Origin of the sequence: Candidatus Accumulibacter contiguus, from assembly GCF_036625285.1 — a bacterium.
GTDB classification, from domain to species: domain Bacteria; phylum Pseudomonadota; class Gammaproteobacteria; order Burkholderiales; family Rhodocyclaceae; genus Accumulibacter; species Accumulibacter contiguus.
Window position 1 is genome coordinate 750,156 of sequence record NZ_JAZKUC010000002.1, and the last position, 15,224, is coordinate 765,379.

11 protein-coding genes, 2 tRNA genes and 3 rRNA genes are annotated in these 15,224 nt (G+C 58.6%); 12 read left to right on the forward strand and 4 right to left on the reverse strand.

All coding sequences use genetic code 11. The features are described from left to right. Positions 1-16: 16 nt before the first annotated feature. Genes ftsX through ftsY form a run of 3 tightly spaced genes read right to left on the reverse strand, consistent with a single transcriptional unit; the run spans position 17 to position 2,582 of the window. Positions 17-916 carry a permease-like cell division protein FtsX gene (ftsX, locus tag V5B59_RS22020; protein WP_034915339.1) on the reverse strand — a complete coding sequence of 300 codons (900 nt, stop codon included), beginning with the start codon at positions 914-916 and terminating at the stop codon, positions 17-19. Next, positions 913-1,599: a cell division ATP-binding protein FtsE gene (ftsE, locus tag V5B59_RS22025; RefSeq protein ID WP_169071016.1), complete on the reverse strand. Its 687-nt coding sequence runs from the start codon at positions 1,597-1,599 to the stop codon at positions 913-915. The genes ftsX and ftsE overlap by 4 nt, the downstream gene beginning before the upstream one ends. Beyond that, on the reverse strand, positions 1,596-2,582 hold the full coding sequence (ftsY, locus tag V5B59_RS22030) for a signal recognition particle-docking protein FtsY (protein ID WP_034915344.1): 987 nt from the start codon (positions 2,580-2,582) through the stop codon (positions 1,596-1,598). Before ftsY ends, ftsE begins: the two co-directional genes overlap by 4 nt. Before the next feature lie 97 nt (positions 2,583-2,679). On the opposite strand from ftsY, the gene V5B59_RS22035 reads away from it, so the two are divergent. The 12 genes from V5B59_RS22035 (at position 2,680) to msrA (ending at position 14,259) form a co-directional block, all read left to right on the forward strand. Beyond that, positions 2,680-4,047, forward strand: a complete 1,368-nt coding sequence (locus tag V5B59_RS22035; protein ID WP_169071015.1) for a M16 family metallopeptidase — start codon at positions 2,680-2,682, stop codon at positions 4,045-4,047. A gap of 10 nt (positions 4,048-4,057) precedes the next feature. Continuing rightward, complete coding sequence (locus V5B59_RS22040; protein WP_034915347.1) at positions 4,058-5,359, forward strand: M16 family metallopeptidase; 1,302 nt, start codon at positions 4,058-4,060, stop codon at positions 5,357-5,359. 19 nt (positions 5,360-5,378) lie between these two features. Beyond that, the gene (gene rsmD, locus V5B59_RS22045; RefSeq protein WP_332352481.1) at positions 5,379-5,918 is read left to right on the forward strand and encodes a 16S rRNA (guanine(966)-N(2))-methyltransferase RsmD; all 540 of its coding nucleotides are present in this window, start codon (positions 5,379-5,381) and stop codon (positions 5,916-5,918) included. Beyond that, entirely contained in the window at positions 5,905-6,408 is a 504-nt protein-coding gene (gene coaD, locus V5B59_RS22050) for a pantetheine-phosphate adenylyltransferase (RefSeq protein ID WP_408612956.1), read from the forward strand. The genes rsmD and coaD overlap by 14 nt, the downstream gene beginning before the upstream one ends. 13 nt (positions 6,409-6,421) lie before the next feature. After that, positions 6,422-6,682: a YfhL family 4Fe-4S dicluster ferredoxin gene (locus V5B59_RS22055; protein ID WP_034915351.1), complete on the forward strand. Its 261-nt coding sequence runs from the start codon at positions 6,422-6,424 to the stop codon at positions 6,680-6,682. Between the two features lie 36 nt (positions 6,683-6,718). Next, positions 6,719-7,918, forward strand: a complete 1,200-nt coding sequence (gene tyrS / locus V5B59_RS22060) for a tyrosine--tRNA ligase (protein ID WP_034915354.1) — start codon at positions 6,719-6,721, stop codon at positions 7,916-7,918. A gap of 495 nt (positions 7,919-8,413) precedes the next feature. Further along, positions 8,414-9,955, forward strand: a 16S ribosomal RNA gene (locus V5B59_RS22065). 62 nt (positions 9,956-10,017) lie between these two features. Then, positions 10,018-10,094: transfer RNA gene (locus V5B59_RS22070), tRNA-Ile, on the forward strand. A gap of 87 nt (positions 10,095-10,181) precedes the next feature. After that, positions 10,182-10,257 (forward strand) — tRNA-Ala (locus V5B59_RS22075). A gap of 226 nt (positions 10,258-10,483) precedes the next feature. Continuing rightward, a 23S ribosomal RNA gene (locus V5B59_RS22080) occupies positions 10,484-13,367 on the forward strand. A 90-nt stretch (positions 13,368-13,457) separates the two neighbouring features. Further along, positions 13,458-13,571: ribosomal RNA gene (rrf, locus tag V5B59_RS22085) — 5S ribosomal RNA — on the forward strand. Together the 16S, 23S and 5S rRNA genes with 2 tRNA genes alongside form the textbook arrangement of a ribosomal RNA operon. A gap of 139 nt (positions 13,572-13,710) precedes the next feature. Then, on the forward strand, positions 13,711-14,259 hold the full coding sequence (gene msrA, locus V5B59_RS22090; RefSeq protein ID WP_169071295.1) for a peptide-methionine (S)-S-oxide reductase MsrA: 549 nt from the start codon (positions 13,711-13,713) through the stop codon (positions 14,257-14,259). Here the strand turns inward: msrA and V5B59_RS22095 are convergent. Further along, positions 14,243-15,076, reverse strand: a complete 834-nt coding sequence (locus V5B59_RS22095; RefSeq protein WP_169071294.1) for an alpha/beta fold hydrolase — start codon at positions 15,074-15,076, stop codon at positions 14,243-14,245. The genes msrA and V5B59_RS22095 overlap by 17 nt on opposite strands. Between the last annotated feature and the right edge of the window lie 148 nt (positions 15,077-15,224).

A 15,224-nucleotide genomic window follows, 5' to 3' on the forward strand; every position in this document is an offset into this window, starting at 1 on the left:
GCTGCCTGAGGCGGTCTCAGCCGATGCGGCGCAGATGAATCCGCACCGAGATCTTCGCTCCCAGCCAGCCGAGGGCAGCGCCGATCGCGGCCAGGACGATGACGTCGCTCGCCGACAGGCCGCGCAGGGCGAAGCTGGCACCATAGAGCCGCGCCAGTTCGGCCACCGGCGGCGTCAGCAGGTGCAGACCGGCGCTCACCAGCAGGGCGGCGCAGAGTCCGCCGAGGGCGCCCTGCAGCATGCCGAAATAGTGCAGCGGGCGCTGAATGTAGGTATCGGTTGCGCCGATCAGTTTGGCCACCTCGATCTCGGCGGCCTGGGCGAGGATTTGCAGGCGAATGGTGTTGAAGGTGATGGTCACCAGCGCGCCGGCAAAGAGCGCGCCGAGTATCATGACGACCAGCTTGCCGAGGCGGAGCAGAGCGTCGAGGCGTTTCACCCAGGCCGAGTCGAGCTGGACATGCGCGACCTTCGGCCAGGTGGCAAAGGTCTTTGCCAGGCCTTCAAGGGCCTCCGGCCGAGCGTCTGTGGGGGTCACGACAAAGGCGTCGGGCAGCGGGTTTCGCGGCAGGCTGGCAATGATCTCGGCCATTCCTTCAGCGGCCTGCAGGCGCTGCAAAGCCTCCTCGCGCGGGACGAAACGCCAGCTTCCGGCAGGGCTTGCACGCAGGCGCGACTCGATTTCGCTGATCTCGCGCTTGCCGGTGTCGATGACCAGGAAGATGCTGATCTGTTGCACGCCGGGGGTGTCGCCGGTCAGCTTGCGGAGGTTGTCGAGGGTCAGCCAGCCGGCGGTCGGCAGGGTCAGCGCGACGCCGATCACCAGCAGCGACAGCAGCGAACTGAGCGGTGCTGCGGCCAATCGCCGCAAGGCATCGCGCAGCGCCGCCAGATGCTGGGCAAGCCAGGATCTCATGGCGCAACACCGCCGGTGGCCAGTTCGTGCTCTTCGCTCATCTCGCCTTGGGCGAGGCAGAGAACTCGCGGTCGCAGATGGGGCAGCAGCAGCGGGTCATGGGTGGCAATGACCACGGTCACCCCGACCTGCTGGAAGGCGCGAAAGATTTCGAGAATTTCGCCTGCCGAAGCTGCGTCGAGGTTGGCGGTCGGCTCGTCAGCGAGGATGATTGCTGGTCGATTGACGACGGCGCGGGCAATTGCCAGACGTTGTTGCTCACCGCCGGAGAGCGCGATCGGAAAGGTTTTCTCGCGATTCGGCAGACCCACCTTGGCCAGCGCCGCCTGGGCCCGGCGCAGCGCTTCTCTGGCCGGGTGGCCGACGATCGCCAGGGGCAGCAGCACATTGTCGATGACGTTGCGATCGAACAGGAGTTTACGATCCTGAAAGATCAGTCCGAGCTTGCGGCGCAGATAGGGAACGGCGTTCTTGCGCAGCGCAGCGAGATTCTGGCCGTTGATCACGATGCTGCCCGAAGTCGGGCGCTCGATGGCCGCCAGCAGTTTGAACAGTGTCGACTTACCGGCGCCGGAGTGTCCGGTAAGGAAAACCATTTCTCCGGCGGTGATCTCGAAACTCACGTTGCGCAGGGCTTCGCGACCTTCCGGGTAGCGTTTGGTGACGTTGCTGGCGGTAATCACTCGAATAGCGCGTCTACGAAATCGCGGGCAGTGAAAGGCCGGAGATCGTCAATGCCTTCGCCGACACCGATAAAGCGAATCGGTTTCGGGCACTGGCGGGCGATTGCGGCGACGACGCCGCCTTTCGCCGAACCGTCGAGCTTGGTCAGGACCAGACCGGTGACCTGGATCGCCTTGTCGAAAGCCATTACCTGTTGCAGCGTGTTCTGGCCAAAGGTCGCGTCGAGGACCAGCAGCGTCTCGTGTGGCCCGGACGGGTCGGCCTTCTGGATGACGCGCCGGACCTTGGCGATTTCCTCCATCAGGTGCAACTGCGTCGGCAGGCGGCCGGCCGTATCCGCCAGGACGATGTCGATGCCGCGTGCCCTGGCCGCGGCGATGGCGTCAAAGATCACCGCTGCCGGGTCGCCGGACTGCTGGGAGATCACCGTGACATTGTTGCGTTCGCCCCAGGCCTGCAACTGCTCGCGCGCGGCGGCGCGGAAGGTGTCGCCGGCTGCCAGCAGGACCGACCGGCCCTGTGCCTGAAAGTGCTTGGCCAGCTTGCCGATCGAGGTGGTCTTGCCGGCGCCGTTGACGCCGGCAATCATGATGATGAACGGGCGATGCGTGGTGAGATCGAGGGGCTCTTCGAGTGGCCGCAGGAGATCATGGAAAATCTCGGACAGCGCGCGCTGAATCGCTTCCGGGGTGTCGAGCCTGTCGCGTTTGGCGCGCATCTTCAGCTGATAGAGCAGATGCTGGGTCGCATCGAGTCCGACGTCGCTGCCCAGCAGCAGGCTTTCCAGATCTTCGAGCAGTTCGTCGTCGACCTTGCCGCGCGAGAACAGCGATTTCAGCTTGCCGCTGAACTGCGCGCGCGTGCGCGCGAGACCGGCCTTGAGTCGCTGCCGCCACGGGACCACAGGCGCTGCGCTTTCGTTGACGGCGGGACTGGTCGGCGCGGGCGGCTGACCAGTGGACTTCTTGAGGAAACCAAACATGGTGCTTTCGTGTCTCAAAGGCGCTCGGGTTTGTTGGCGGTGGTAAGATGCCGGTGAAATTACCCGACACCTTCCCAAATTCTATCAGAAGCGACTCATGCCCATGCGTCACGCGCGATTGATTCGATGCCTGCTGGTGCTGGCCGCACCCGCATCGGTGCTGGCCAATTCTTATGAGCAGCAGCTGGCGAACGGCCTGCGGATTATCGTCAAGGAGGATCGGCGTGCTCCCACGGTTGCACATATGGTCTGGTACCGGGCCGGCAGCATGGACGAGACGAACGGCAGCACCGGTGTCGCGCATGTACTCGAACATATGATGTTCAAGGGCACTCCGAGCGCCGGGCCTGGCGAGTTCAACCGCCGCGTCGCTGCGGCTGGCGGGCGTGACAACGCGTTTACCAGTCGTGACTACACCGCGTATTTTCAGCAGGTGCCGAAAGAGAAGCTGTCCGAGATGATGCAGCTCGAAGCCGATCGAATGCGCCATCTGACCCTGGACCCCAAGGAGTTCGCACAAGAGATCCGGGTGGTCATGGAGGAGCGGCGGCTGCGCACCGATGATCAGCCGCAGGCGCTGCTTTTCGAGCAACTGAGTGCGGTCGCTTTTCAGGCGCATCCATATCGCGTTCCGATCATCGGCTGGATGAACGATCTCGAGAACATGACCGTCAATGACGCACGCACCTGGTACGAGCACTGGTATGCCCCGAACAATGCTTATGTGGTGGTCGTTGGAGACGTCGACCATGCGCTCGTTTTCCAGCTTGCCGAGCAGCATTATGGCGCCTTGCCGGCACGCCCCCTGCCGCTCCGGAAGCCACAGGAAGAGCCGGCGCAGGTCGGCAGTCGCCGCCTGACGGTGAAAGCACCGGCAGACCTGCCGGTGCTGATCATGGCTTACAAGGTGCCGGTCATCCGCGATGTCGACCAGGACGTCGACCCCTATGCGCTCGAGATGCTGTCGGCAGTTCTGTCTGGTCACGAAGCTGCGCGCTTCTCCAGGCACCTCGTTCGCGAGCAGCGTCTGGCGGTGGATGCGGCGGCCAGCTATGACTCGACGACGCGCGGGCCGGGCATTTTCTACTTGCACGGATCGCCCAGCGAAGGAAAATCTCGTGCCGATCTCGAGGCCGGTCTGCGCGCCGAAATTGCGCAGGTGCAGCAACAGGGGGTGGCCGCCGACGAACTCACGCGCGCCAAGGCGCAGCTGATTGCCGGGCAGATCTACAAGCTGGATTCGATGTTTGCGCAGGCGATGGAGATCGGACAACTCGAGTCAGTAGGCATTCCCTACCGCTTGAACCGGCGCATGCTCGAAAAGCGGCAGGCAGTCACTGCCGAGCAAATCCAGATGGTCTCCAGGAAGTACTTCCGCGACGAGCAACTGACGGTCGCCGAACTCGACCCGCAGCCCTTGCCCCCGACGCCGCGTGCCCGCTCGCCATTCACCCCCCGTCATTGAGAGCCCGTTCATGAACCCTTGCAAGCTGCTGATCTGCCTGTGCCTGGTTCTTGCCATGCCAATGGCGCACGCCGGTCCCAGGATCGAGCGCTGGCAGACGACCTCGGGAGCCGGTGTTCTGTTTGTCGAGAACCACAGCTTGCCGATTCTCGACGTCCAGGTCGACTTTGCCGCCGGTACGGCGCATGAAGCCGAGGGCAAGGAGGGAGTGGCTTCGTTGACTCGCGCCCTGGTCGATCTGGGGGTTGCAGGGATGGACGAGATGCAGATTGCCAGCCGGATGGCCGACCTTGGCGCCAGGTTGTCGGGTGGGGTGGACATGGACCGTGCGTCGGTTGCGCTGCGGACGCTGTCGATGGCTGACAAGCGCGGCCCGGCACTCGACATGCTGCGTGCGATTCTGAGCACGCCGCAATTTCCCGCAGCGGTCTTCGATCGCGAGCAGGCCCGTTCGATCGCCACCCTCAAGGAAGCGCTGACGCGCCCCGAAGCCATTGCCAGCAGGGCTTTCTGGGCGGCAATTTATGGCGCGCACCCCTATGGACGGCATGCGACACCGGAATCGGTGGCTGCGCTGGTGCGTGCGGATGTCGTCGCTTTTCATGCCGCAAATTACACCGCGCAGCGCGCCCGCGTGACCATCGTCGGTGACCTGTCGCGCGACGAAGCCGAGTCGGTGGCCGAAGCGCTGACTGTCGCTCTGCCGTCGGGACCGCTCCCTGCAGAGATCGCGGTCCCGGAATTACCGGCAGCCGGCGAACGGCGGATTGACCACCCGGCGGTGCAGGCGCATCTGCTGGTCGGATTGCCGGCACTCAAGCGCGGCGACCCGGATTTCTTTCCTTTGGCCGTCGGCAACTATTCTCTCGGCGGAGGTGGCTTTGTTTCACGCCTGATGAAGGAGGTTCGCGACAAGCGTGGTCTTGCCTACAGCGTGCACAGCTACTTCCTGCCGCTGCAACAGTTGGGGCCGTTCCAGATGGGCCTGCAGACCAAAAAGACGCAGGCCGACGACGCGCTGAAGGTGGCTCGTGAAGTGCTTGCCAGCTTCCTCGAGCAGGGGCCGACCGAAACGGAGTTGCAGGCCGCGAAGCAGAATCTGATCGGCAGCTTTCCGCTGCGCCTCGACAGTAACCGCAAGCTCCTGGAGAATGTGGCGATGATCGGCTTTTATGGTCTGCCGCTCGATTATCTCGATCGCTACCCGGAAAATATCGAAAAGGTCACGGTCGCCGACATCAAGGCGGCGTTTGCCCGGCATCTGCGACCAGAGCATCTGGTGACCGTGGTGGTGGCCGGAGCCGGGGAATGACATCCTGAATTCGCTGCGTATCATTGGTGGTGAGTGGCGGCGAAGGATCCTTCGTTTTCCCGATTCGCCGGCTTTACGGCCGACACCGGAACGTGTTCGCGAGACGCTGTTCAACTGGCTCGGGCAGGATTTGACCGATCTTTCCTGTCTCGATCTGTTTGCCGGCAGCGGTGCTCTCGGGTTCGAAGCCGCCTCGCGCGGCGCCACCCGTGTGGTGATGGTCGATCATTCGCCAAAGGCGGTGGCGGCAATCGCGAACAACGTGAAAATCCTGGCAGCAGGCCAGCGGCTGAAGATTGTCCGCTCGGATGCGCTACGATTTCTTGCTTCCGTCAACTCGCGTTTCGACGTATTGTTTCTGGATCCGCCGTTTCACGACGGCTGGATGGACCGGCTGGCACCGATTGTGCCGGGCGTTCTGGCTGCGGACGGCATCATCTATGCTGAGGCAGAAACCCTCCTGGAAGGCCTTGGGGATTGGCGCACGCTGCGTCACGGTCGGGCTGGCCAGGTGTTCTATCACTTGATGCGGCGAGGCGAAGCGGATGGCACTGAATAAACGGGTGGCAATCTATGCAGGTACCTTCGATCCGATGACCCGGGGTCACGAGGATCTCGTTCGGCGTGCGGCCTGTCTCTTCGATCGGGTGATCGTGGCGATCGCCCAGAACCAGCCGAAAAGGCCATTTTTTTCGCTGGCCGAACGGGTCGAAATGGCACAGGAAATTCTCGCGTGCTACCCGAATGCCGAAGTCTGTGGTTTCGATGGCCTGCTGATGGACTTCCTGCATGCCAAGGGGGCGAAGGTGATCATCCGCGGGCTGCGCGCGGTCTCGGACTTTGACTATGAATTCCAGATGGCGGGGATGAACAGGAACCTCTTTCCCGAAGTCGAAACGGTATTCCTGACTCCCGGTGAGCAGTACCTGTTCATCTCGGCGACGATGGTCCGCGAAATTGCCGTTCTCGGCGGCGATGTCAGCAAATTTGTCCAGCCGGCAATCGGTCTCCGGCTGGCCAAGCGTGTACGAGAAATTTCAACAATCTGAAGGAACAGCAAGCATGGCTCTGATTATTACCGACGAATGCATCAACTGCGATGTGTGCGAGCCCGAGTGCCCGAACGAAGCGATCTTCCAGGGTGCGGAGATTTACGAAATTGACCCGAGCAAGTGTACGGAATGCGTCGGACATTACGATACGCCACAGTGTGTCGAAGTTTGTCCGGTCGACTGCATTCCGAAAGATCCTGCACACCAGGAGAGCGAAGATCAACTGTGGGTCAAGTATGAGAAGCTGACCGGTAACCCCGGCCGCGGCTGAACCAGAAGCACTCCACGCCAGCGAGAAGAGGTCTGCATGCGCGCCATTGAAGAAGAACTCGAGCAGATCAAGCGCGGGGCGGAAGAACTGCTGATTGAAGCCGAACTGCGTGAAAGGCTGAAGACTGGTCGGCCGCTCCGGATCAAGGCTGGTTTTGATCCGACCGCTCCGGATCTGCATCTCGGGCACACCGTGCTGATCAACAAGCTCAGACACTTCCAGAACCTCGGTCATCATGTGCTGTTCCTGATTGGCGACTTCACCGGCATGATTGGTGATCCAACGGGCAAGAATGTGACTCGACCGCCACTGTCGCGCGAGCAGATCGTCGATAACGCCAGAACTTACCAGGAACAGGTGTGCAAGATTCTCGACCCCGAGCGGACCGAGATCTGCTTCAATTCGGTCTGGTTCGATCCTTTGGGTGCCTCGGGGCTGATTCGCCTGGCGGCTTTGCATACCGTTGCGCGGATGCTGGAGCGCGATGATTTCGCCAAGCGCTACCGCAATGGTCAGCCAATCGCCATTCACGAACTGCTCTATCCGCTTTGCCAGGGTTATGACTCGGTGGCGATGAAGGCCGATGTGGAACTGGGCGGTTCCGACCAGAAGTTCAACCTCCTGGTCGGACGGGAGTTGCAGAAGCACTACGGACAGGCGCCGCAGTGCATCCTGACCATGCCGCTGCTCGAAGGTCTGGATGGCATCAACAAGATGTCGAAGTCCCTCGGCAACTACGTGGGAATCAATGAGCCGCCAGACGAAATGTTCGGGAAGCTGATGTCGGTTTCGGATGAGCTGATGTGGCGCTACTTCGAGCTGCTTTCGTTCCGCAGCATCGAGGACATTGCCGGCTTGCAGCACGAGGTCATGGGCGGTCGCAATCCGCGCGACATCAAGGTGCTGCTGGCACAGGAAATCGTAGAGCGCTTTCATGGCGCCTCTGCCGCGGTGCGGGCGCTGGCCGATTTTGATGCACGTTTCCGTCAGGGTGCCATCCCCGATAACATTCCGGAAGTCAGCCTGCTGGCCATCGACCAGTCCCTGAGCATTGCGCAGGTTCTCAAGCAGGCGGGACTGACCTCCAGCACGTCGGAGGCCTTGCGCATGATTGATCAGGGCGGGGTCAGGATCGACGGTAGCAGGGTCGATGACAGGAACCTCGTTCTGTCGGGCAAAGGCACCTACGTCGTGCAAGTTGGCAAGCGCAAGTTCGCGCGCGTCAGCATTGCCTGAGCCTTCGCGAGAGTAACTTGCCGAGCGTGCAGGCAAGCCGTGTGAAATAGTTGGACAAGAGGGTTGACGTTCCGGTGTGGCCCTGTATAATCCGCTCCTTCGTTGCTGAAGACGCAAAAAAAGCTGATTAAAAACAGCTTGTTATGTACATTCGGCAAGCTTCAGCGCAGTCCTTCGGGAAGGCGCTGGTAGCGAGAGAAGCTGCTGGCAGGTTTGAGAAATCAGTTATTGACGCCGCAGCAAACGCCTGTATAATGCGCCCTCTCGCTGCTCAGGCAGCACGGAAACAGCAGCATCGCAACAAGGCAGGATGACCTGGTGGCCGCCCTGCAGCTCTTTAAAAATTGGACAACCGATAGGTGTGGGTTCTTGATCTGGGAAGATCTGCGCAAGCGGATGGATAAAGGATAAGAAGGACTCGCACAGATGGAAAAGCCATTGATTGGGAGGAATCCTGGTTGATGGAGTAGACGTCAAGCGAGAGTTTTAGGAATTGAACTGAAGAGTTTGATCCTGGCTCAGATTAAACGCTGGCGGCATGCCTTACACATGCAAGTCGAACGGCAGCACGGGGTGGTAACACTCTGGTGGCGAGTGGCGGACGGGTGAGTAAAGCATCGGAACGTGCCCTGGAATGGGGGATAACGTAGCGAAAGTTACGCTAATACCGCATATTCTGTGAGCAGGAAAGCAGGGGATCGCAAGACCTTGCGTTCGAGGAGCGGCCGATGTCGGATTAGCTAGTTGGTGGGGTAAAGGCCTACCAAGGCGACGATCCGTAGCGGGTCTGAGAGGATGATCCGCCACACTGGGACTGAGACACGGCCCAGACTCCTACGGGAGGCAGCAGTGGGGAATTTTGGACAATGGGCGCAAGCCTGATCCAGCCATGCCGCGTGAGTGAAGAAGGCCTTCGGGTTGTAAAGCTCTTTCGGTGGGGAAGAAATTGCACGGGATAATACCCTGTGTAGATGACGGTACCTGGAGAAGAAGCACCGGCTAACTACGTGCCAGCAGCCGCGGTAATACGTAGGGTGCGAGCGTTAATCGGAATTACTGGGCGTAAAGCGTGCGCAGGCGGTTGGATAAGTCAGATGTGAAATCCCCGGGCTCAACCTGGGAACTGCATTTGAGACTGCCCAGCTGGAGTTTGGCAGAGGGGGGTGGAATTCCACGTGTAGCAGTGAAATGCGTAGAGATGTGGAGGAACACCGATGGCGAAGGCAGCCCCCTGGGCCAATACTGACGCTCATGCACGAAAGCGTGGGGAGCAAACAGGATTAGATACCCTGGTAGTCCACGCCCTAAACGATGTCAACTAGGTGTTGGGAGGGTTAAACCTTTTAGTGCCGTAGCTAACGCGTGAAGTTGACCGCCTGGGGAGTACGGCCGCAAGGCTAAAACTCAAAGGAATTGACGGGGACCCGCACAAGCGGTGGATGATGTGGATTAATTCGATGCAACGCGAAAAACCTTACCTACCCTTGACATGTCAGGAATCCCGAAGAGATTTGGGAGTGCTCGAAAGAGAGCCTGAACACAGGTGCTGCATGGCTGTCGTCAGCTCGTGTCGTGAGATGTTGGGTTAAGTCCCGCAACGAGCGCAACCCTTGTCATTAATTGCCATCATTGAGTTGGGCACTTTAATGAGACTGCCGGTGACAAACCGGAGGAAGGTGGGGATGACGTCAAGTCCTCATGGCCCTTATGGGTAGGGCTTCACACGTCATACAATGGTCGGTTCAGAGGGTTGCCAACCCGCGAGGGGGAGCCAATCTCAGAAAGCCGATCGTAGTCCGGATCGCAGTCTGCAACTCGACTGCGTGAAGTCGGAATCGCTAGTAATCGCGGATCAGCATGTCGCGGTGAATACGTTCCCGGGTCTTGTACACACCGCCCGTCACACCATGGGAGCGGGTTCTGCCAGAAGTAGTTAGCCTAACCGCAAGGAGGGCGATTACCACGGCAGGGTTCGTGACTGGGGTGAAGTCGTAACAAGGTAGCCGTAGGGGAACCTGCGGCTGGATCACCTCCTTTCTAGAGAAAAACTGGATCGAGAGCTCACAACCTATCGGTTGTCGCAAGCGGCACAAGCGCAGGGGTCTGTAGCTCAGTCGGTTAGAGCATCGTCTTGATAAGGCGAGGGTCGTTGGTTCGATTCCAACCAGACCCACCAGCGGATCGACGGCAGGCCTGCGAGGTGCGCAGGCCGGGATGGACCCGATGCGGCGTGAAGCTGGAGCGGTGCGGGTAGCCGATCAGCGGGGGATTAGCTCAGCTGGGAGAGCACCTGCTTTGCAAGCAGGGGGTCGTCGGTTCGATCCCGTCATCCTCCACCAATACTGCCGAGGTGAAGTGTCAGGCCTGCGGGGTGGTTGACCCTGCAGGCCTGACCCGTTACCGGGTATGTGCTCTTTAACAAACTGGAAGAAGGTTGTATTGCGGATTTCCCAAGGGATTGGGAGTCGGCAATACGGTGGTGATTGCATCAACCCCCCTGCAGGCAGGGGGAGCACGAAAGAGTTGCCTGTAACGTGAGTCTCGCAAGAGAGCTCAAGGTTATAGGATCAAGCGAATAAGTGCATGTGGTGGATGCCTTGGCGATTACAGGCGAAGAAGGACGTACAAGCCTGCGAAAAGCTCTGGGGAGCTGGCAATGAAGCTTTGATCCAGAGATGTCCGAATGGGGAAACCCACTCCGCAAGGAGTATCCCACGCTGAATCCATAGGCGTGAGGAAGCGAACCCGGCGAACTGAAACATCTAAGTAGCCGGAGGAAAAGAAATCAACCGAGATTCCCAAAGTAGTGGCGAGCGAAATGGGAACAGCCTGCAAGTGATAGCGATGGCGTTAGCGGAAGCCTCTGGAAAGTGGCGCCGTAGTGGGTGACAGCCCCGTACGCGAAAACCCGATCGTGGTACTAAGCTTGCGACAAGTAGGGCGGGGCACGAGAAATCCTGTCTGAATATGGGGGGCCCATCCTCCAAGGCTAAATACTCGTAATCGACCGATAGTGAACCAGTACCGTGAGGGAAAGGCGAAAAGAACCCCGGGAGGGGAGTGAAATAGATCCTGAAACCGCATGCATACAAACAGTGGGAGCCCCTTCGTGGGGTGACTGCGTACCTTTTGTATAATGGGTCAGCGACTTACGTTCAGTAGCGAGCTTAACCGAATAGGGGAGGCGTAGGGAAACCGAGTCTGATAAGGGCGATAGTTGCTGGACGTAGACCCGAAACCAAGTGATCTATCCATGGCCAGGATGAAGGTGCGGTAACACGCACTGGAGGTCCGAACCCACTAATGTTGAAAAATTAGGGGATGAGCTGTGGATAGGGGTGAAAGGCTAAACAAACTTGGAAATAGCTGGTTCTCTCCGAAAACTATTTAGGTAGTGCCTCAAGTATCACCGACGGGGGTAAAGCACTGTTATGGCTAGGGGGTCATCGCGACTTACCAAACCATTGCAAACTCAGAATACCGTCGAGTGCAGCTTGGGAGACAGACATCGGGTGCTAACGTCCGGTGTCAAGAGGGAAACAACCCAGACCGCCGATTAAGGTCCCCAAGCCATAGTTAAGTGGGAAACGAGGTGGGAAGGCTTAGACAGCCAGGAGGTTGGCTTAGAAGCAGCCATCCTTTAAAGAAAGCGTAATAGCTCACTGGTCGAGTCGTCCTGCGCGGAAGATGTAACGGGGCTCAAACTATGCACCGAAATCGCGGATATCCGCAAGGATATGGTAGGAGAGCGTTCTGTAAGCCGATGAAGGTGTCTTGAGAAGGATGCTGGAGGTATCAGAAGTGCGAATGCTGACATGAGTAGCGATAAAGGGAGTGAAAAGCTCCCTCGCCGAAAGCCCCAGGTTTCCTGCGCAACGTTCATCGGCGCAGGGTGAGTCGGCCCCTAAGGCGAGGCTGAAAAGCGTAGTCGATGGGAAACAGGTCAATATTCCTGTACCTCTTGGTAATGCGATGGGGGGACGGAGAAGGTTAGGTCAGCCGGGTGTTGGACGTCCCGGTTCAAGCGTGTAGGCAGGTCTCTTAGGCAAATCCGGGAGATCAATGTCGAGGCGTGATAACGAGTGGCTTCGGCCGCGAAGTGATTGATACCCTGCTTCCAAGAAAAGCCTCTAAGCTTCAGTTATCCAGAGACCGTACCGCAAACCGACACAGGTGGGCAGGATGAAAATTCTCAGGCGCTTGAGAGAACTCAGGAGAAGGAACTCGGCAAATTTGCACCGTAACTTCGGGAGAAGGTGCGCCCTGATAGGTTGTAGCCCCTCGCGGGTGAAGGCTGAAAGGGTTGCAGTGAACTGGTGGCTGCGACTGTTTAATAAAAACACAGCACTCTGCAAACACGAAAGTGGACGTATAGGGTGTGACGCCTGCCCGGTGCCGGAAGGTTAAGTGATGGGGTGCAAGCTCTTGATCGAAGCCCCGGTAAACGGCGGCCGTAACTATAACGGTCCTAAGGTAGCGAAATTCCTTGTCGGGTAAGTTCCGACCTGCACGAATGGCGTAACGATGGCCACACTGTCTCCTCCTGAGACTCAGCGAAGTTGAAATGGTTGTGAAGATGCAATCTCCCCGCGGTTAGACGGAAAGACCCCATGAACCTTTACTGTAGCTTTGCATTGGACTTTGAACCGACTTGTGTAGGATAGGTGGGAGGCTGTGAAACCGGGACGCTAGTCCGGGTGGAGCCAACCTTGAAATACCACCCTGGTTTGTTTGAGGTTCTAACCACGGCCCGTGAATCCGGGTCTGGGACCGTGCATGGTAGGCAGTTTGACTGGGGCGGTCTCCTCCTAAAGTGTAACGGAGGAGTACGAAGGTACGCTAGGTACGGTCGGACATCGTGCTAATAGTGCAATGGCAAAAGCGTGCTTGACTGCGAGACCCACACGTCGAGCAGGTACGAAAGTAGGTCATAGTGATCCGGTGGTTCTGTATGGAAGGGCCATCGCTCAACGGATAAAAGGTACTCTGGGGATAACAGGCTAATACCGCCCAAGAGTTCATATCGACGGCGGTGTTTGGCACCTCGATGTCGGCTCATCACATCCTGGGGCTGTAGTCGGTCCCAAGGGTATGGCTGTTCGCCATTTAAAGTGGTACGTGAGCTGGGTTTAAAACGTCGTGAGACAGTTTGGTCCCTATCTGCCGTGGGCGCTGGAAATTTGAAGGGGGCTGCTCCTAGTACGAGAGGACCGGAGTGGACGAACCTCTGGTGTACCGGTTATGACGCCAGTCGTATCGCCGGGTAGCTATGTTCGGAAGAGATAAACGCTGAAAGCATCTAAGCGTGAAACTCGCCTTAAGATGAGATTTCCCCGGGGACTTGATCCCCCTGAAGGGTCGTGGTAGACCACCACGTTGATAGGCTGGGTGTGGAAGCGCAGCAATGCGTTCAGCTAACCAGTACTAATTGCCCGTGAGGCTTGATCCTATAACCTTGAGCAGCAACTCCCATTCGTCCCCCCAATCACCACCCCTTCTTCCTCCGCACCCGCTCACCCCGGCGTGCGTACCCCTCATGCTTGGCGGCCATAGCCCTTTGGACCCACCCCTTCCCATCCCGAACAGGACCGTGAAACGAAGGTACGCCGATGATAGTGCATACTTCATGTGTGAAAGTAGGTCACCGCCAGGCTCCCCTTCCCCCCAAAGCCCTCCCGCTCCTTAGCGGCGAGGGCTTTCGGCTTTCCCGGGTCAGATAGACTGAATCCTTCGCTTGATGCGCTACACTCGTTCGTGCTACGGTCACCTTTCTGATGGCGAATGGTGGCGAGATGGAATCGAACAGCGAAATGGCAACACTTGGCGGTGGCTGCTTCTGGTGTCTGGAAGCGGTCTTCGAGCAGATGCGGGGTGTTCAGTCAGTAGTCTCCGGTTATTGCGGCGGATACCTTGACTACCCCAGCTATGCTGCCGTCTGCACAGGCCGGACGGGGCATGCGGAGGTTGTGCAACTGGCCTTCGATGCAAGGCAATGTTCCTATCGTGAAATCCTGGAGGTCTTCTTTGCGATTCATGATCCGACGACGCGCGACCGTCAAGGCAACGATATCGGAACGCAGTATCGGTCGGTGATCTTCTATCACACGCCCGAGCAGCAGCAGATTGCAGCGTCGCTGATTTCGGAACTCAACGAAGCGGGGTTGTGGGCAACACCGATCGTTACCGAATTGCTCGCCGCGCCACGGTTTTTCCCAGCCGAACCGGACCATCAGCAATATTTTCGCAGAAACCCCGATCAGGGTTACTGTCAGGTCGTTGTCAGTCCGAAGCTGGCGAAGTTTCGCAAACGGTTTGCCGGTCGCCTCAAGGTGAATCAATGAAGTCAAGCAAATCGCGAACGAAGCGCTCGCGTTCCCACTGGTGTGGCGAGTGATCGGTACCTTCGTAAACATGTAGTACGGCGTTGGCGATTCTGTTCTGGACGTAGTGCGCGGTCTCGCTGCGATAGTAATTACTGGCACCGCCATAGACCAGCAGGGCAGGAATATCGATTTTATCGAGAGTCGCCCGATAGTCGGCTTCGGTCAGGCTTTCCCAGCAGGCAATCAGCGGTGCTGGATCCTGGTCCTTCAGCCATTGCCGCGCCTTGTCGAGGCCCCTGGAGCCCTGATGATACTTTTCCCTGGCGCGTGTGTTGAGGCCCATCGCACCCAGCCGGAGAACGGATTCCGCAAAGTCGGTCTGGAGATGGTTCAGAAAAGCTGCGGAACGGTCGTGATCGAAATCGCCGTAGATCCCATTCAACCATTCGGAATCGGTGAGAAGTTTTGGTGACTGGTCCAGAAAGCAGACCTTGCGCAGCTTTCCGCAGCCATGTTCCTTGATGTACTGCCACAGGGTCAAGGCGCCCAGGGAGTGGCCGACTGCCACCAAATTGTCCAGATGATAGTGGTCGATCAGGTTATGCAGGTCTTGCGCCATACGCTGAACCGTTGGCACGGTATCTCGCGTCAGCCGATGTCCACCGTGGCCGCGGGCGTCCCATCGGAAGACACGATGATGCGGTGTCAGTTGGTCAAGAAACGGTGACCATTCACGGTGGCTGGCTGTCCAGCCGTGCAACATGATGATCGGCGAGCCGTTGCCGGAAACCTGCAGGTGGATCACTTCGCCATCGTCGGCCAGGAAATGCATCATCGAATCGAACACGCAAGGGAATAAACGGAGAGTGTCACATACACCAGACAATGGCAAGCATACACCCCATCGAGAGGGAACGCTTCCTGACCGGGATGCCTTACGCGGCAGGATCTGGCATCACTGGCTGAGTCGTCACCTTCGCCAA

What these genes read in the sequence shown, in the direction of transcription:
- ftsX (WP_034915339.1), bottom strand. Translation starts at nt 916, where the DNA reads ATGAGATCCTGGCTTGCCCAGCATCTGGCGGCGCTGCGCGATGCCTTG.
- ftsY (WP_034915344.1), bottom strand. Translation starts at nt 2,582, where the DNA reads ATGTTTGGTTTCCTCAAGAAGTCCACTGGTCAGCCGCCCGCGCCGACC.
- V5B59_RS22035 (WP_169071015.1), top strand. Translation starts at nt 2,680, where the DNA reads ATGCCCATGCGTCACGCGCGATTGATTCGATGCCTGCTGGTGCTGGCC.
- V5B59_RS22040 (WP_034915347.1), top strand. Translation starts at nt 4,058, where the DNA reads ATGAACCCTTGCAAGCTGCTGATCTGCCTGTGCCTGGTTCTTGCCATG.
- coaD (WP_408612956.1), top strand. Translation starts at nt 5,905, where the DNA reads ATGGCACTGAATAAACGGGTGGCAATCTATGCAGGTACCTTCGATCCG.
- V5B59_RS22055 (WP_034915351.1), top strand. Translation starts at nt 6,422, where the DNA reads ATGGCTCTGATTATTACCGACGAATGCATCAACTGCGATGTGTGCGAG.
- tyrS (WP_034915354.1), top strand. Translation starts at nt 6,719, where the DNA reads ATGCGCGCCATTGAAGAAGAACTCGAGCAGATCAAGCGCGGGGCGGAA.
- msrA (WP_169071295.1), top strand. Translation starts at nt 13,711, where the DNA reads ATGGAATCGAACAGCGAAATGGCAACACTTGGCGGTGGCTGCTTCTGG.
- V5B59_RS22095 (WP_169071294.1), bottom strand. Translation starts at nt 15,076, where the DNA reads ATGATGCATTTCCTGGCCGACGATGGCGAAGTGATCCACCTGCAGGTT.